The 16,990-nt window shown below is 45.8% G+C and carries 13 protein-coding genes and 3 tRNA genes; 10 read left to right on the top strand and 6 right to left on the bottom strand.

Annotated features, from left to right (window positions below; all coding sequences use genetic code 11):
* The first annotated feature begins 13 nt into the window (after positions 1-13).
* Together AC060N_RS19260 and AC060N_RS19265 are read left to right on the top strand one after the other, a co-directional pair.
* Positions 14-1,462 carry a GDSL-type esterase/lipase family protein gene (locus tag AC060N_RS19260; RefSeq protein WP_479525134.1) on the top strand — a complete coding sequence of 483 codons (1,449 nt, stop codon included), beginning with the start codon at positions 14-16 and terminating at the stop codon, positions 1,460-1,462.
* Positions 1,463-1,536: 74 nt separating this feature from the next.
* Positions 1,537-3,207 carry a glycoside hydrolase family 28 protein gene (locus AC060N_RS19265; RefSeq protein ID WP_479525135.1) on the top strand — a complete coding sequence of 557 codons (1,671 nt, stop codon included), beginning with the start codon at positions 1,537-1,539 and terminating at the stop codon, positions 3,205-3,207.
* Positions 3,208-3,363: 156 nt separating this feature from the next.
* On the opposite strand, the gene hflX is transcribed toward AC060N_RS19265, so the two are convergent.
* Positions 3,364-4,581, bottom strand: a complete 1,218-nt coding sequence (gene hflX / locus AC060N_RS19270) for a GTPase HflX (RefSeq protein ID WP_479525136.1) — start codon at positions 4,579-4,581, stop codon at positions 3,364-3,366.
* A gap of 77 nt (positions 4,582-4,658) precedes the next feature.
* Positions 4,659-5,345 (bottom strand): energy transducer TonB, encoded by a 687-nt coding sequence (locus AC060N_RS19275; protein WP_463233530.1) that lies wholly within the window; start codon positions 5,343-5,345, stop codon positions 4,659-4,661.
* Between the two features lie 235 nt (positions 5,346-5,580).
* Between AC060N_RS19275 and AC060N_RS19280 the strand changes: the two genes are divergently transcribed.
* Positions 5,581-5,657: transfer RNA gene (locus AC060N_RS19280), tRNA-Ala, on the top strand.
* Positions 5,658-5,712: 55 nt separating this feature from the next.
* On the opposite strand, the gene AC060N_RS19285 is transcribed toward AC060N_RS19280, so the two are convergent.
* Entirely contained in the window at positions 5,713-6,417 is a 705-nt protein-coding gene (locus tag AC060N_RS19285) for a hypothetical protein (protein WP_479525137.1), read from the bottom strand.
* A 147-nt stretch (positions 6,418-6,564) separates the two neighbouring features.
* Between AC060N_RS19285 and AC060N_RS19290 the strand changes: the two genes are divergently transcribed.
* The 3 genes from AC060N_RS19290 to AC060N_RS19300 are packed head-to-tail and all read left to right on the top strand — an operon-like array spanning position 6,565 to position 9,818.
* Entirely contained in the window at positions 6,565-7,674 is a 1,110-nt protein-coding gene (locus tag AC060N_RS19290; protein WP_479525138.1) for a lysylphosphatidylglycerol synthase transmembrane domain-containing protein, read from the top strand.
* On the top strand, positions 7,649-8,413 hold the full coding sequence (locus AC060N_RS19295) for a M48 family metallopeptidase (protein ID WP_479525139.1): 765 nt from the start codon (positions 7,649-7,651) through the stop codon (positions 8,411-8,413). The genes AC060N_RS19290 and AC060N_RS19295 overlap by 26 nt, the downstream gene beginning before the upstream one ends.
* Positions 8,414-8,471: 58 nt before the next feature.
* Entirely contained in the window at positions 8,472-9,818 is a 1,347-nt protein-coding gene (locus tag AC060N_RS19300; protein ID WP_479525140.1) for a deoxyguanosinetriphosphate triphosphohydrolase, read from the top strand.
* A 52-nt stretch (positions 9,819-9,870) separates the two neighbouring features.
* Here AC060N_RS19300 and AC060N_RS19305 read toward each other — a convergent pair whose 3' ends face one another.
* Positions 9,871-10,533 (bottom strand): hypothetical protein, encoded by a 663-nt coding sequence (locus AC060N_RS19305; protein WP_479525141.1) that lies wholly within the window; start codon positions 10,531-10,533, stop codon positions 9,871-9,873.
* 182 nt (positions 10,534-10,715) lie between these two features.
* Here AC060N_RS19305 and AC060N_RS19310 point away from each other — a divergent pair, with 182 nt between their 5' ends.
* The 3 genes from AC060N_RS19310 (at position 10,716) to AC060N_RS19320 (ending at position 13,578) form a co-directional block, all read left to right on the top strand.
* Positions 10,716-11,909, top strand: a complete 1,194-nt coding sequence (locus tag AC060N_RS19310) for a carboxypeptidase-like regulatory domain-containing protein (RefSeq protein ID WP_479525142.1) — start codon at positions 10,716-10,718, stop codon at positions 11,907-11,909.
* A 291-nt stretch (positions 11,910-12,200) separates the two neighbouring features.
* Positions 12,201-12,959, top strand: coding sequence for a hypothetical protein (locus tag AC060N_RS19315; protein WP_479525143.1), 759 nt, complete (start codon positions 12,201-12,203; stop codon positions 12,957-12,959).
* 112 nt (positions 12,960-13,071) lie between these two features.
* Positions 13,072-13,578, top strand: coding sequence for a hypothetical protein (locus tag AC060N_RS19320; protein WP_479525144.1), 507 nt, complete (start codon positions 13,072-13,074; stop codon positions 13,576-13,578).
* A 60-nt stretch (positions 13,579-13,638) separates the two neighbouring features.
* On the opposite strand, the gene AC060N_RS19325 is transcribed toward AC060N_RS19320, so the two are convergent.
* Positions 13,639-13,711 (bottom strand) — tRNA-Gln (locus tag AC060N_RS19325).
* 9 nt (positions 13,712-13,720) lie between these two features.
* Positions 13,721-13,793 (bottom strand) — tRNA-Gln (locus AC060N_RS19330).
* A gap of 123 nt (positions 13,794-13,916) precedes the next feature.
* On the opposite strand from AC060N_RS19330, the gene AC060N_RS19335 reads away from it, so the two are divergent.
* Positions 13,917-16,985 (top strand): glycosyltransferase family 117 protein, encoded by a 3,069-nt coding sequence (locus AC060N_RS19335; protein WP_479525145.1) that lies wholly within the window; start codon positions 13,917-13,919, stop codon positions 16,983-16,985.
* Positions 16,986-16,990 lie beyond the last annotated feature (5 nt).

Raw genomic sequence — 16,990 nt, forward strand, 5'->3', positions numbered from 1 at the left:
AAAACCGAATGTTATGAACATTAAAATCATAGCCATATTAATCTCCCTGATTTGGATGGGCAATTCTGCCCGGAAGGATACTATTCAGCTTTGGACTATCGGCGATTCGACCATGGCCAACAAAAAAGCGGAAGTATTTCCGGAAACCGGATGGGGACAAGTTTTGCACCAGTTTTTCGACGACGGGGTGAAAATCCATAACCATGCAAGGAACGGAAGAAGCACCAAGAGTTTCATCGACGAGGGCCGTTGGAAGGTCGTCCTCGACAGCCTGAAACCGGGTGATTACGTCTTCATTCAGTTTGGACACAACGATGAAAAGATAAAGGACAGCACTCGTTATACCGTGCCATTTGGTAGTTACTCCGATAATCTGAAGAAATTCGTTACCGAAAGCCGGGAAAAAGGAGCGACACCGATTCTCCTCACTCCCATCGTGCGCCGAAAATTCGATGCGAAAGGAAAGTTACTCGATACGCACAAAGATTACCCCGTAGCTGTGCGAAAAGTGGCCAAACAGCTGGATGTTCCACTAATAGACATGGAGAAGCTGACGCGGAAGATCATTCAAACAATGGGTCCTGAAAAAGCCAAAGAGCTGTATGATTGGACGCCTCCGACGAAACGTTACCCCGAGGGGCGACACGACGATACACACCTGAAAGTGAAAGGTGCCCAGGCAGTCGCGTCGTTGGCAGCACAGGCATTGAAGAAGCTTTCGCTGGGATTGTCTAAGCACGTGGTCGAACAGCGTCCGGTAGTCGGACTCGACAACTGGTTCAATCGCGAGCACAACAAAGCCGGCAAACTGTACCATTACACCTGGACCGATACGTTGAATAGTGGATATTCACAACTGGGCGATATCTTCAAAGCCAAAGGGGCTGAACTGAGAACGATTGGTCAGGCTCCGACTCCTGCTGTGCTCGGCTATTTGGATGTGTACATCATCGTCGATCCGGATACGACATCGGAAAACCCGCATCCGAATTATATCTCGAAAGAAGATATTCAATCGATTACCAAATGGGTGAAAAATGGAGGAGTGCTACTACTGATGGCCAATGACGGGCCCAATTGCGAGTTCACACATTTGAACCAGCTGGCTGGCGCATTCGGCATTCATTTCATTCCGGAAACACTCAATCCGGTTATTAACCACAAATGGGAAATGGGTGCCGAGACCAACCTGCCCGACCATCCGCTGTTTAAAGGGGTGAAGAAGATTTATATGAAAGAGGTCGCCGGAATTAAGGTTAGTCAGTCTTCACATCCGGTTTTAACCGATGGAAAGGATATTTTAATGGCCGAAACAACCTTTGGGAAAGGAAAGGTACTGGCTGTTGGCGATCCCTGGCTGTACAACGAATACATCGGGAACAGCCGGTTGCCCAAATCGTTCGAAAACAGGAAGGCAGCCCACAACCTGGTGAATTACCTGTTGGATGAAGTAAAAAAATAAATTAAAGCGGAAAGTTGCATATTTCATGCTTTGCTAAACAATACGAAGAGTATTAACCTGAAAATATCAAAACGATGAGAAAAACGCACAACAATATCATTACCAAACTTTTGGCCTTGGTAATCATTGTACTGTTTTCCCATGTCAATGGTCAGGCCAAGGAGCGGTCACTGGATTATTACATGAAGAAGACTCCTTTTATTATGCCTGAGGTAACGGTTCCCAAGTTTCCCAACAAGATTTTCGATGTCACGGAATTTGGAGCGGTTGGCGACGGACAAACCCTCAACACACAGGCTTTTGCCGCTGCCATTAATGCCTGTAATGCAGCCGGTGGCGGAAAAGTGGTTGTTCCTCCGGGACTTTGGATTACCGGTCCCATTCAGATGAAAAGCAACGTGAATCTGCACGTGGAACGCGGAGCTCTGGTACAGTTTACTTCGGACCATACGCAATACCCCATGGTGAAAGCATCAGCCAGCAGTAGCCGGTATGTCACAGCTTCGCCTATTTATGGTTATAAGCTGAAAAATATCGCCATCACCGGTAAAGGAATCATCGACGGAGCCGGCGAAACCTGGCGCCCGGTGAAAAGAGCCAAAATGACGGATGACCAGTGGAAAGACCTGGTCAAGTCGGGCGGAGTGGTCAGCGAAGATGGTAAACTATGGTGGCCAAGCAAGGAAGCCATTAATGGGAAACAATACCTGAAAGAAATGAAAAAGAAGGTGGATAAACCCGGCCCGATGGATTACCTGCCGGCACGCGATTACATGCGTCCGTACATGGTTTACCTGGTGGGGTGCAAGAATCTTCTTATCGAAGACATTACGCTGAGGAACTCTCCGAAATTTGTGGTTTACCCGAATAATTGCGAAAACGTAACCATCCGGCACGCCAATGTCTTCAACGACTGGTGGTCGCAAAACGGCGACGGAATCGATATCAGCGCCAGCAAGAATGTCGTGATTTACCAATGTAACGTCAACGTTGGCGACGATGGTATTTGTATGAAATCAAGCGGTGACGGCCCGGAATCTGGGACGTACAATGTGGAAAATGTTCTGATTGCCGGCTGTAATGTTTACCATGCTCACGGAGGTTTTGTGGTAGGAAGCAATACCAACGGTAACGTACGCAACGTGTTTGTCAACGACTGCAACTTTGTTGGAACCGACATCGGCATCCGGATGAAAAGCACCGCAGGGAAAGGTGGTATCGTGGAAAATATCTACATCAAAGATGTTTACATGACCGGCATTAAAGGTCCCGCCATCTCATTCAATACCTTTTACCAGAATGTTCCGGCCGGAACCAAGCGTGACGACAGCAATGATCTCGCAGTGCATGACATCCCGGTTTTCCGTAATTATTACATCTCGAACGTTTACTGCCTCGGTGCCAAACAGTCCATTTACGTTTCGGCATTGCCTCATTCTCCCCTTCAGGATATTCACCTTGAGAATGTTTGGATCAAGGCAAAATATGGTGCTGATATGACCAACGTCGACCGGATTACACTGAAAAATGTTAAAACCGATATTCAGAAAGGACCCGTTTACAAAATCACCAATGGCAGAGATGTGACCATCGACAATGGCTACATGCCCAAAGCAGCGAAGGTTTTCATTGAAACATCCGGTGACACAAAAGATATTTCTGTCGTGAATACATCGATTCCCAACCTGAAAGAATTGGTGAAAACGACGGACGGCGCTTCTTCGAAAGCAGTTCAGTTCAAATAGTTTAGTTAGCGAGTCGGCTATGACCGGAGGGACCATGAATTTTACATGATTTCTGACGGCATTAAGCTTAGTTTTAGTTAGTGAAAATGAGGATAACTCACCCATTCTGTTCCGGTGAGATTATCCTCTTTTTTTATGCTTTTGTTGAATTGACTACTATTCGTCCTCTTCCGGGTAGTAATCGTAGAGAAAATCGTTATACGGAAAACGGGTAACGTGAATTTTCCTTACTTCTTCATAGAGCAATTTCTTAAACTCTTCCACATTTTCCCGCTCCTTGGCGGAAATAAAAATAGAGCCTCCCTGGTGTTTGGCCATCCACGAATGTTGCCAGTCTGCTAATGTCAGGTTTTCGCGGGTAACCGGACTCAAATCATCTTCTTCTTTCTCGACGTAAGAAAAGGCATCAATTTTATTGAAAACATAAAATTTGGTCTTATCGGCAGCGCCAATCTCCGCCAGTGTCTCATCCACTACTTCGATTTGCTCTTCAAAACCGGGATGCGAAATGTCGACTACATGCAAAAGAATGTCGGCTTCACGGGTCTCGTCCAATGTTGACTTAAACGATTCGACCAGGTTGTGTGGTAACTTCCGGATAAAACCAACCGTGTCGGCCAGCAAGAACGGCAGATTGCCAACCACCACTTTACGCACAGTTGTATCGAGGGTTGCAAACAGTTTGTTCTCGGCAAACACATCCGATTTGCTGAGCATGTTCATGATGGTCGATTTTCCTACATTGGTATACCCCACCAGCGCCACACGAACCATTTTCCCACGGTTCTTCCGCTGTGTGGCTTTCTGCTTATCAATACGTTCCAGTTGCGCTTTCAGCCGGGCAATCTTGTCCAGAATGATACGACGGTCGGTCTCAATCTGTGTTTCACCCGGACCACGTAACCCGATACCACCGCGCTGACGTTCAAGGTGAGTCCACATCCGGGTCAACCGGGGTAGCATATATTGATATTGCGCCAGTTCCACCTGCGTTTTGGCGTGCGCTGTCTGCGCTCTGCGGGCAAAAATGTCCAGAATCAGGTTCGTACGATCGAGAATCTTCCGGTTGATGGCCCGCTCAATATTTCGCAGCTGGGTTGGCGACAATTCATCATCAAAAATAACGACATCGATATCGTGAACTTTCACGAAGTCGATGATCTCCTGCAATTTGCCAGGACCTACAAACGTAGCTGGATTGGGCACCTCCAGGCGTTGAAAAAATTGTCCCAGAACTTCTGCGCCGGCTGTATCGGCCAGAAAATCCAGTTCATCCAGATATTCTTTTGCCTGCCTTTCGTCCTGCTTCGAGTGTATCAGGCCGACGAGCACTGCTTTTTCTTTCTCTTGTGCTGTAATATAGGGTTCTGCCATGGTGCAAAAGTAAATAATTCAGACAAAAAAAATCCCGGCACAACGGCCGGGATCTTTTTATTTTGTTTGCAAATTCTTTACTGCAATACAAAGTTAATCGGTACAGTAAATGATACGCGAACCGGCTTACCACGCTGTTTACCCGGCTTCCATTTCGGAAGTGAGTTAATCACGCGCAATGCTTCTTTGTCAAGTGACGGGTCAACACCACGTGCAATTTTTGCATCGGTTACTGAACCATCTGTGTTAACAACAAAGTTCACATACACTTTACCCTGAATACCGTTTTCCTGTGCGATAACCGGATATTTGATAGCGTTGGCAATGTACTTACGCAGTGCCAAATCACCACCCGGGAACTCCGGCATATCTTCCACGATGAAGAATACCTGTTGTTCGTCGGTTTTTTCTTCTTCCTGCTGTTGAATCGGAGCTACATTAACCACCGTGTTATCGTCGGCTTCTGTATCTTCAATCTGCAGTTCGTCGTCAATATCCGCGTTGTTATCCACAATATTAAGTACCTCTACAACCTGTGGTGGTGGAGGTGGTGGCGGCGGTTTAACTTCTTCCGGCCGCGTAATCGGGATCATTTCGTCTTCTACATCTTGAGCCTGTACCTGTCCCAGATTGTCAGCCTCCTTAATTTGGCTGTTCCAATTGAAAGCCAGGAGTACCAAACCCAGAGAAATTACCAGCCCAAGTTGAACGAAGATACCCCTCTTGTTTTCAAGATCCGCTTTGGGTGATTTCTTCGGTTCCATAGTTTTAAGTTATTTCCGAGTTAAATTTTTCTTCTTTTTTCGAGGGTTTAAAGATAAAAAATAATCTACAATTCAAAGTTTTTTAATCTCAATTTTGAAATGTTTCAAACACCTCCTTTTTCTCTTTAAACTCGACTTCCTACCTATTTTTTCGAAAGAAACACAAAAAAGTTCCAATTTTGCGCGTTAATATTTGTTTCTTTTAAAAAAATTGTATTTTTGCTCCGCATCGTTTGGGGGCGTAGCTCAGTTGGCTAGAGCGTTTGACTGGCAGTCAAGAGGTCGCGGGTTCGAGCCCCGCCGTCTCCACCAAACATAAAAAGCCTGGTTCAGTGAGCCAGGCTTTTTGTTTCCCCCAACTCACTACCTATTTGATCTTCGATAGATATAGTTTCTGAAGATCCTCCAGGTAGTTTAAGTCCAGTTTCTTCGAATAAATCCGCACCATCTCGCGTAGTTTGAATTTATAGTAAAACGCCCCTTTGGCCGAGTCGAACTTGCTGCCAAACCAATTGTAGATCACCTGCTGGTTGTATTCATTAAACTCTTCAGATGTCATATACTTTGGTAAAAGGATATAGGCATGGTAATCTTCCGAGCAGTCCATGAAAATCCCTTTGGCCACTTTCTGAATACAGAAGTTCTTTTTCAGGGTAATGATGCCCTCCTCCTGTTTCCACTTTCCGGTAATTGTTTTGGGTTTAATTCCCAGTTCGGCGAACGCTTCCTGAATCGGTTTAATATCGTCGTAGCTGTCGAGGTGACGTAAACGCAGCGTATGAAACGTTTTGTTGTAGATTTTTACGGATGCGCAGGCAGCTTCAAAATTCCAGCCTTTCGTCTTTTTAATATGTTGAAATGCTCTTGATACTTCGAAGACTTCGTAATCTTTTTCCAAGCCAATGTAGAGGTACACAGGTTTGGCTTCGTTAGGAACTTCGTTGTAGTAGCCGGGAAAAGGTTGGAATGACTCAAAAACCAGCGTTCCTGGAACCGTTTTGTCGGAGATGGTAAATAAAGTTTCGCTCTTCGACAACGTTCCGAAAACTTCAATTTTCTTATTTTTGCCCATAATTTAGAAGGTTTTTGCAGGTTATAAAATTATAATCCTGTATTCCTAAACAATAATTTAGAGCTTTTGTTAGTAAAAACCTACTGCAAACCTATATTTTATTTAACATTTAACCCTTTCCAAAACTAAAACCTCGCCTGACATTTCATGAGAAAAGACCAGCATAAAATATTAAAAGAGGTTCATCCATCGAGAGTTATCATTCCACTCATCATCAGTGTGGCGGTGGGAATTTATATCGTGGCGGTGGAAGAAACTCCTCCATCCTTATCTGACCTGCATTTCAACCGTCAGACGGTAGGCTGGCTGCTGGCAGTTCTGGCCATGGTACTCATGCGGGACATCAGCTACATTATCCGCCTGCGCATTCTTTCCGACAAGCAACTTTCGATTATTCAGTCGGTTCGAATCACTTTTCTCTGGGAATTTGCATCAGCGGTTACGCCTTCAGCCATTGGCGGAACATCGGTCGCATTACTGTTTCTATATAAAGAAGGGCTTTCCATCGGAAAAGGCTCAGCCATTGTGCTGGCCACCTTTTTTCTCGATGAACTCTATTTCATCCTCATGTTCCCTCTGATCATCTGGTTGGGTGGATGGCAGCAGCTTTTTGAAACAACTCCCGGCGATCCATCTTCGATTTTTCACAACCAGTTTTTCTGGTTTGCCATCGCCGGTTACGGTGTCAAACTGGTGATTATTTCATTAGTCAGTTACGGACTGTTTATCAATCCCAGAGCCATTAAAAAACTGATTGCTATTGTCTTCCGGTTGCCTTTCCTGAAGCGCTGGCAACAAGATGCACTGGACTCGGGCGACGAAATTGCCATGGCCTCAAAAGAGTTGACAGCCAAGCCCTTTTCTTTCTGGGCAAAAAGTTTCACGGCTACTTTTTTCTCCTGGACATCACGTTACTGGGTAGCCAACTTCCTCATCCTGGCTCTGTTCTTCGGATTAAAAGGACAGCTCAACCAGGATATCGTTTCCATCGGGGAACAGATTCACATCTTTGCCCGCCAGCTTATTATGTGGATTATGATGATGGTAATGCCTACTCCTGGTGGAACCGGTTTTTCCGAAGTCGTCTTCCTGCAATACATGGATGTATTTATTCCTCAGGGATTCGCCAGTCTCATGGCCATCATTTGGCGTTTTGTGAGTTACTATCCGTATCTTTTCATCGGAGCGGTGATTTTACCGGGATGGATTCGACGCAGTTTCAAACGCCGGCATGCTCCGAAAAAAGCTGAAGCTTAGGACGAATATGAGAGAGAAATGGATTTCGGTTGAAGGCATCGGAGAGGTAAAGCTGGTCAAGAACAAACGGTCGAAGCAGATGCGCATTACCGTTAAACCTTCCGGTGAAGTGCGTGTAAGTATGCCCTGGTACACGACTTACGAATCGGGCATCTCCTTTTTACTGAATCGAAAAGAGTGGATTCTCGATACGCTGGCACACTATCAGGATAATCCTCCGCGGCAGAATTCGTTTCAACCGGGTGTGTTGTTCCAAACCCGAAACCGGACCTACGAGCTGGCCGTATCGAAACGAACCGATAACCGATTAGTTATTTCCTTCCCGGGAAACCGTTGCATTCTCGAACTTCCGGAAAACCGGTCGCCCGAAAAGCCGGCATTGCAACAAACCATTGTTCGCGTCCTGACCGAGCAATTGCGCAAGGAAGCCAAACAATACCTGCCCAAACGAACCAAAGAGTTGGCTGAGCAACTGAGCTTCCGCTACAAACAGGTTTTCATCAAAAACAATAAAAGCAACTGGGGCAGCTGCTCGAGTTTAGGCAACATCAATCTGAACCTCCACCTGATGCGTCTGCCCGATCCGTTCATCGATTTGGTGATTGTGCATGAGCTGGTGCATACTGTTATTCCCAATCACGGACCAGAATTCAAAGCAACGATGCAACGCTTCTTCCCCGATGCAAAAGCGATGGAAAAGGAGCTAACAAAGTACCATCCCCGTTTTTTCAACAATTGATTGGGGGTTTACGAAAAAACAGAGAACTTTATCGTCTTAATTTTAAATTGTCAGCCAAATGATGCAGTGGGACCAGTTACTTTCGGCGAAACGCCTGGGACTTGAGGAAAGACATACCAACGAAATTCACGATGCCCGTTCACAATTTCAGCGCGATTACGACCGCATTATCTTCTCCTCTCCTTTTCGCCGTCTTCAGGATAAAACACAGGTCTTTCCCCTACCGGGAAGCATTTTTGTGCACAACCGACTGACGCACTCGCTGGAAGTAGCCAGCGTAGGCCGCTCGCTGGGAAACATGGTCGCCACCGAATTGGAAAAACGACCGGACATCGGGCATAAGGAACTGCTCCCGGAGATTGGTTCCATCGTATCGTCGGCCTGCCTGGCACACGACTTGGGCAATCCGCCTTTCGGTCATTCGGGCGAATCGGCCATTGCCAATTACTTCACTGACGGACAAGGCATCAACTACCGTGAAGAGATGACATCGGAAGAGTGGCACGACCTGACGCTTTTTGAAGGAAATGCCAACGCGTTCCGTATTTTGAGTCACCAGTTTAAAGGTCGCCGTGCCGGAGGTTTTGCCCTCACGTACACCACGCTGGCATCCATTATCAAATATCCCTACCCTTCGCATATGGCCGGGGGGAAACAAAAGTTCGGTTATTTCCAGAGCGAAAAGGAGACCTTCCAAAAAATCATTGGCGAATTAGGGTTACCCGAAAGCCAGAATGCACCGGGAAAGTTTGCACGCCATCCGTTGGTGTACCTCGTAGAAGCAGCCGACGATATCTGCTACCAGGTAATGGATGTGGAAGATGCGCACAAGCTGAAAATTCTGACCTACGAAGAGACGGAAGATTTGTTGATGGCTTTCTTTTCTTCCGAAGAAGATAAAAAGACGCGGGAATCCATCCAGCGGAATTTCAAAACGGTAACCGATCGCAACGAACGAATAGCGTACCTCCGCGCAACCGTCATCGGACGATTGGTTCGGGAATGTGCCACCATTTTCATGGAAAACCACGATATTATTTTAGCCGGAAATTTTGACGGTTCGCTTTTCAAACGCCTGGCCGGCACTTCCGCGGAAGCGATGGACAACATCAAAAAAGTTTCGGTAAGCCGGATTTACAGTGAGCGTTCGGTGGTACAAATTGAGATTGCCGGTTACAAAATTCTCGGAACGTTGATGGACGAATTCACCCAGGCGATTATGCACGAAAAGAACCCACTGTCGAAGAAATTGCTCTCCATCATTCCAGAACAATACCGCAACGATGAGCACTCGACCTACGGGAAAATCCAATCGGTAGTCGACTTTGTTTCCGGCATGACCGACCCGTTTGCTCTTGACCTGTATCGGAAAATTACCGGTATTAGCCTGCCACAAATCGGGTAATAAAAAAAGCCCCTCGCTAAAGGGGCTCTGTTTTTCCGGGTAACCGGGAATATTATTTTGCCAGTTCGCTTTTAAGCAACTTCACATTGTTGTGCAACTTATGTAATTCGGCATCTTTCTTATCCATCTCACTTTGCATCGAAGCAATTTTCGACTGCGTTTTCTTCAGCTCAGCTTTTGCTTCGCTCAACTGATTCTGGACCACTTCCATTTGATTTGCCTTCGCCGTAGTAGCGTCTTTCTGGTTACTTAAATCAAACCGTAAATCACTCAATTCTTTATTCAATTCTTTAATCCGCGCTTCTCCCGACTTGATTTCATCGTTCAACTCATCAATCTGCTTATCGCGTTGCGCAAGGGCTGCTTTCAACTGTCGTTTCTCCGTTTCGAACGCATAGATTTTATCCGACATATCGGCATTGGTTTTCGCCACATTCGACGATAATTTGTCAATGGCGACATTCAGCGAATCAATGTAGGTATCTTTCACGGCATTGCTCATTCGCAACTTATTCTGCATGGTATTGAACTCGGAGCGGATATCGCCGGTCAGATGATTTAGCGAATCGACGGTGGCCGTTAAGGCAATTACGCGGTTGGCAGCTCTGATTTTGCCCTGTTCCATTTCGAGGTATTTCTTTTTCGACACACACGAATGTCCCAGCAGCATTACCACTGCCAGACCGATGAAAAGACTAAGTTGGCGGTATTTCATGTCTCAGCATTAATGTTTATGACCTAACAAATATAGGAAATTAAAGATGCTTTCCTTTTCAAAATTAAACCGTAAGCATACCGAAATGTTTATCTTTACGAGATTCGATGCCTCCGGCTGAGAAGCATGATTTGACAAAAAGAAAGACGATTGCACCAACAGAATATTTAAACACCGACAGAATGAGACACAAAATAGCCGCCCTTGTTATTGCCTTTTTCCTTCCGGGAATATTGTTTGCACAGAATAAAACAGAAACCATCAAAGGTATTGTGATTGACAATGCCACCGGCAAACCGGTTCAGTATGCCAATATTGGAATTGAAGGAACGTTCCTTGGTTCGGCCAGTAACGCCTCGGGACAGTTTGAATTCAATGTTCCGGCATCGGAGAAAAGCGGTTACCTTTACGCTTCGGCAGTAGGCTACGAAACGGTAAAGAAAGCTGTCAGCTCTATCAATTCAGGCGAATCCATTGTCCTGAAAATGGAACCTCAATCATACAAAATCGAGGATGTCGACATCAGCGCACAGTCGCTGGTTCTCTATCGCATTCTGCGGGAAGCTTCTCAAAAGATCAGCGACAACTACCTGCTGGGCCCCTTGAGTTCACAGGCATACTACCGGAACGACATTACCGAAAACGGAAAGTTAATCCATCACCGCGAAGCGGCAGTGGAAATCTCCGATAAAACCGGCTATGTAAAAGAAACGCCGGCCCAGGAACAAAAAGACATCAACTACCGGTTCATGGAAGTCCGGACGAACTTCCCGGTTTCTTCACTGGCCGACGGAATGACTCAAATGGATGAATTGCTGAGCTACGACATTGTCCGGAACAGCTCGGGAATTCTGAACAACAAATTTCTTCATGACTACGATTTGACGCTCGACCAGGTAACTCAACTTGACGGCGACTCCATCTGGGTAATCAATTACACGCTGAATCATCCGGACATTAGTCACACCGGCGACTTTTATGTCACCGCCTACAAAGGAAAAATTTACATCAGCAAGAAGAATTATGCGGTGGTGAAAAACGAAACCTGGGTAACAGCTTCCAATTACAGCCGCCAGGGACGCTCGTTCGCCGTCACCGGAAAGTCTAATTTAAAACCAGTCGAGATTCATTATAATTTCACCACCTCCTACCGGAAAAACGGAAACAAGTATACCCTGGGATTTACGAAAGCCACCCGCCAGAATGTTTGGCTGAACAAAGAAACCGGCAACAAGCAAACCTTTGTATATCAAACATATTTATTGCCATCAGTAATCGAAACAATTCACCCGAATATGCTGACTCAGCGGGAATATTTTGTCAACAAGCCCTACAACAAGGCTTTTTGGGACTCTTTCAACTCAATGGTTCAATAGAAATCAATTGTACATAAGTTCTCCATCTCGCTGAGTTGGAGGATACTTTAAGCAAACTTTATTCGTTTCAATACCGAGAAATCGAAATTATCCATTTACTTTGCGGCTGATTTTTAGAATTAAAACTAATCATAACGTAAACAAACAGTTAGCCTTAATGGCATCTGTAAATTTTAGTTTCGTATCTGTTTAATAATAAAAGGCTTGACTCAATGGGGCCGAATATCTTCGGGAGTTTTGTAAACCTTTGGCAAAACAGATTCGTCTAAAAGAAATAGGTGTGCTAATCAAATGAAAAAAATACTTGCATATATATCGCTGCTTCCCGGCGTCATTCTGCTGTTGACGATTGGAAGTTGTACCATGAATGATAATGATCTGCTGACTCCGGCACCTAACAACTCACTCATTGTATCGGAAGAAATATATCCCAACATGGATGCCCTTCTTCCTAACGAAGTAATTGCTTACGAATACGACAACCAGGGGTTCATCAGTAAGAAATTGTATTACGACGCAAAAACCGGCGTACTGGACAGGGAAACCATCTTTCAGACTGATGGTGAGGGACGCAAACTGAAGGCCCTAAACTATCAGCACGACACCATCAACACCTCCGAAGTTCAACTGATTTCAACCCGCGAATACGAATATGCCGACAACAAGCTGCAGGCCGAGTATACTATACCTCCCGGCGGTGAACGGTCGTTGGATGTGAAATACATTTACGGACGCGACCGGTTGGAAAGAAAAGAGTTTTACCGGGCAGGCGAAGTGTTGTATTACGATGCATACGACTACAAGAAAGACGGCAAACTGGATAATGTCACCCGGTATACTCCGTCGGAATATATCATGTCGTGGATTGAATACGAATACGGCAGCAATAATCTCACGTCGGTGATGAAATACTTCGACCATACCGGTGCTGTTTACAAGCAGGAGTTCTTTCACTATAACTCCGACGGTGAGTTGCGCCTGGTAGAACACCAAAATGGTTTGTTGTCGGGAAAATCCCAATCGACTGTCACGCGGTATTCCTACATGTAAATCTCCTCACGACTTTCTTCCGGAAGGATTATTCTTCAAATCTCTGACAGATTCGGGCTGGAAACATTTCGGAAAAACGGTAACTTATGGTGATTAACCAAATCGCCACACCATGCTTACCGAAAATGATCTTCTTCAACAGTTATTGCAACTCATTTTTCCTGTTGAAATCATTGAGTATTTTACCATTCACAAGATTGATCTGCTTAACGGAGCTGTTCATGTTCATCTATACGAAAACACGGAAGACAACCCGGATTCATCCTCAACAAATAATGATTTCGAACTGCCTGTTGGAGTCATGGATTTCCCCATACGAGACAAAGAGTTGGTTCTTCACCTTTATCAGCGGAAAAAGGAAGGAGCAGTTCCCGATTTCTTGTCGCAAAGCGGAATAATTAATCCCACCCGCACTCACATTGCCACTTTTGCCAAATTCATCAAAAGAAACGAGCAAATAAGGTTGTCTTCTGCCGAGATGGATACCGTCGCTAAAGTAAAACAGCAATACCAGCGTCTCATGGATTATTGCAACGAACTGGAACAGGAAAAGGGAACATTAATCGACGAAATCGACTTATTGAAAAGGCAACTGCAAGAATATCAAGGGGAAAAGTAACACGCCGCCACCTAACATCAGGGCATAAAAAAAGGGCTTGCCTTAAAGCATCCCTTACTGTTGCCCCGCCAGGTCTCGAACCTGGACTCTTCTGAACCAGAATCAGACGTGTTGCCAATTACACCACAGGGCAATAAAATTGTTGACCCGCCAGGGCTCGAACCTGGACTCTTCTGAACCAAAATCAGACGTGTTGCCAATTACACCACGGGTCAATCATTCAGTGTCCTATCTCTTAGGACGGGTGCAAAATTATAAAGATTTTTCTTATTGCAAATCTTTTCATTTAAATTTTTGCTCCCGAAAAGCTTATATTTGCTGCAAAGCAAATAGATAACATGTCCGATTTCCACAAGAAAAACGTTGTACTGGGCTGGATTGTATTTGGTTTGTCCGCCACAGTGTACCTTCTCACATTAGAGCCCACCGTTAGTTTTTGGGACTGCGGCGAATTTTTAGCCGCCTCGTACAAACTCCAAATCGGCCATCCGCCGGGAGCACCACTTTACCTGATGGTGGCACGAATTTTTTCGTTGCTAACCTCCGACCCGGCCAAAGTAGCGCACATTGTCAACAGTTTTTCCGGACTCATCAGCGGAGCGACCATCATGTTCCTCTTCTGGACCATCACTCACCTGGCCCGCATGTTGATGCCCAACCCCAAAGAGTTGAAAAACCATGAGCAAATTTTGGTACTGGGCTCAGGTCTCGTTGGTGCGCTGGCTTACGCATTCACTGATACGTTCTGGTTTTCGGCCGTCGAAGCCGAGGTATATGCCTTCTCGTCATTCTTTACGGCCGTAGTTTTCTGGGCGATTCTCAAATGGGAAGAACAAGCAGACCAACCACGCGCCAATCGCTGGATTGTTCTGATTGCTTACCTGATGGGACTCTCCATTGGTGTCCATTTGCTCAATCTGTTAGCGATTCCGGCAATGGTCTTCATCTTCTACTTCAAAAAATATCAAACTTCCCGAAAAGGATTCATCATCACGCTGCTTCTGGCCATGGCTATCCTGGGAACCATTATGTGGGGAATTATTCCGGGCGTACCCAAAATTGCCGGCTGGTTTGAGCTAATCGCCGTGAATGGTATGAACCTTCCCTACAATTCCGGCTTATTGATTTTTGTGGCGATTATTATTGCCGGCCTGTTTTACGGTATTTATTACACCTACCGGGAAAAGAAATACCTGGGCAACACCATCCTGCTAAGCGTCCTGATGCTCATCATCGGTTACTCATCGTATTCCCTTATTATTATTCGCTCGGGTGCCAATCCGCCCATGGACGAAAATAATCCCGATAATGTATTCTCGCTGGAAAGTTACCTGAACCGCACACAATACGGCGAGCGCCCGTTGGTTTACGGCCGCTACTACGATGCACCGGTTGTTGGCCAAAAAAAGGGAAACACGGTTGTTGTTCAGGACAACGGAAAATACAAAAAGGAAATCCCCTTTCCCGCCTATGAATACGACAGCCGATTTAAGACTTTGTTCCCACGGATGTACAGCAATATGCCTCAGCATGTGCAGGCATACAAAAGTTGGGGCGGGACCAACGGAACTTCCCTGCCTGTAGATGATGGTAGCGGACAGACACAAATGCGAAAAAAGCCTTCGTTTGGTGACAACCTGCGGTTCTTTTTCAGTTACCAGACAGGATTCATGTATTTCCGCTACTTTATGTGGAATTTCGCAGGGCGACAAAACGACATTCAGGGCTACGGAGGAGTTGTTCACGGCAACTGGATTAGTGGTATTAACTTCCTCGATGATATGCGCCTCGGGCCGCAGGAGGACCTTCCTTCGGATTTGAAAAATAACAAGGCCCGAAACCGGTATTACTTCCTCCCGCTTATACTTGGACTACTCGGTTTTGTATTCCAGTATTCACGAGGCAAGCGTGGCCGGCAGGATTGGTGGGTTGTTTTTCTGTTGTTCATTTTTACCGGACTTGCGATTGTGGTCTACCTCAACCAGACACCGTTCCAGCCACGTGAGCGAGACTATGCCTACGTGGGCTCGTTCTATGCATTTGCGATCTGGATTGGAATGGGCGTGCTCGGCTTGTATGAGTTGCTGGCCAAACGTATCCGGATGAGAAAAGCATTACCGTGGTTGGTAACTGCTATAGCGATGGTCGTACCCGTGATTCTGATTGCACAGAATTACAATGACCACGATCGGTCGGACCGGTATATGGCCCGCGATTATGCCCGCGACTACCTGGAATCATGCGCTCCAAACGCTATCCTGTTTACTTACGGCGATAACGATACGTTCCCGCTGTGGTATGTGCAGGAAGTAGAAGGCATTCGTACCGATGTGCGCATTTGCAATCTCAGTTTGCTGGGAATGGACTGGTACATCACGCAAATGAAATCGAGGAACTATAAGTCCGCGCCACTGCCTGTAAAACTGAAAGAGGATACTTATCGCATGGGTAAACGGGATTATATTCCGGTTATCCCGAAATTCAGAAAACCCATTCCGCTGAAAGACGCTGTTGATATTGTTGCCAGCGATGATCCCCGTTCTAAAGTTGAAATGCAGAGTGGCGATAAAATCGATTTCCTTCCGGCGACAACGCTTTATATGCCCATTAATAAGCAACAGGTGTTGAAGAACGGAACGGTGGCCCCGGAAGATGCTTCCGATATTGCCGACACGGTTACTTTTCATATTGGAGCCAACAGCTTATCAAAAAGTGATTTTGCGATACTCGACATGATTTCCAACAACAACTGGAACCGGCCTGTTTATTTCGATCTTAGCGCGATACAGTCGTTGCATCTGGGCTTTAAGGACTATTTGCAGTTGGAAGGATTGGCTTACCGGTTGGTACCTATCAAAACTCCGTCGAAAGGCATGTCCATCGGACGCGTCAACAGTCGCATCTTGTATCACAACCTGATGGACAAATTTACCTGGGGCAACATCAGTGATACAACAATCTGGGTGGATGATAACAATGTAAAAGAAGTGAGAATCATCGATGCCAAACCAACCTTCACGCGTTTAGCGCAAGCACTGCTGGACGAAGGGAAACGGGATTCGGCTCTTCATGTTTTGGACCGTTGCGTAGCTACATTCCCCAACCGGAATATCCCGTATGACTACGAAGATTTTGATATTGCTGCAACGTATTACGAGGCCAACGCTCCGGAAAAAGCGAATGCCATCATCCGGAAACTGGCCAATCTGACCATCGAGCGACTGGATTATTACGTCAAGTTACCCACTTACCTTTCCGACGGACTCGACCGGGAAAGACAGCGGCAAATGGCAATCCTGTCCAACTGTGTGCATATTGCCAAGCAATACAAACAGGAAGATTTGAGCAAAGAGCTCGATGACCGGTTGAGCAAACTGATCAACCGTTACAGTCTTTCCGCAAAATAAAAAAA

It is taken from the genome of Prolixibacter sp. DSM 2831, from assembly GCF_056493735.1.

What these genes read in the sequence shown, in the direction of transcription:
- AC060N_RS19260 (WP_479525134.1), top strand. Translation starts at nt 14, where the DNA reads ATGAACATTAAAATCATAGCCATATTAATCTCCCTGATTTGGATGGGC.
- AC060N_RS19265 (WP_479525135.1), top strand. Translation starts at nt 1,537, where the DNA reads ATGAGAAAAACGCACAACAATATCATTACCAAACTTTTGGCCTTGGTA.
- hflX (WP_479525136.1), bottom strand. Translation starts at nt 4,581, where the DNA reads ATGGCAGAACCCTATATTACAGCACAAGAGAAAGAAAAAGCAGTGCTC.
- AC060N_RS19275 (WP_463233530.1), bottom strand. Translation starts at nt 5,345, where the DNA reads ATGGAACCGAAGAAATCACCCAAAGCGGATCTTGAAAACAAGAGGGGT.
- AC060N_RS19285 (WP_479525137.1), bottom strand. Translation starts at nt 6,417, where the DNA reads ATGGGCAAAAATAAGAAAATTGAAGTTTTCGGAACGTTGTCGAAGAGC.
- AC060N_RS19290 (WP_479525138.1), top strand. Translation starts at nt 6,565, where the DNA reads ATGAGAAAAGACCAGCATAAAATATTAAAAGAGGTTCATCCATCGAGA.
- AC060N_RS19295 (WP_479525139.1), top strand. Translation starts at nt 7,649, where the DNA reads ATGCTCCGAAAAAAGCTGAAGCTTAGGACGAATATGAGAGAGAAATGG.
- AC060N_RS19300 (WP_479525140.1), top strand. Translation starts at nt 8,472, where the DNA reads ATGATGCAGTGGGACCAGTTACTTTCGGCGAAACGCCTGGGACTTGAG.
- AC060N_RS19305 (WP_479525141.1), bottom strand. Translation starts at nt 10,533, where the DNA reads ATGAAATACCGCCAACTTAGTCTTTTCATCGGTCTGGCAGTGGTAATG.
- AC060N_RS19310 (WP_479525142.1), top strand. Translation starts at nt 10,716, where the DNA reads ATGAGACACAAAATAGCCGCCCTTGTTATTGCCTTTTTCCTTCCGGGA.
- AC060N_RS19315 (WP_479525143.1), top strand. Translation starts at nt 12,201, where the DNA reads ATGAAAAAAATACTTGCATATATATCGCTGCTTCCCGGCGTCATTCTG.
- AC060N_RS19320 (WP_479525144.1), top strand. Translation starts at nt 13,072, where the DNA reads ATGCTTACCGAAAATGATCTTCTTCAACAGTTATTGCAACTCATTTTT.
- AC060N_RS19335 (WP_479525145.1), top strand. Translation starts at nt 13,917, where the DNA reads ATGTCCGATTTCCACAAGAAAAACGTTGTACTGGGCTGGATTGTATTT.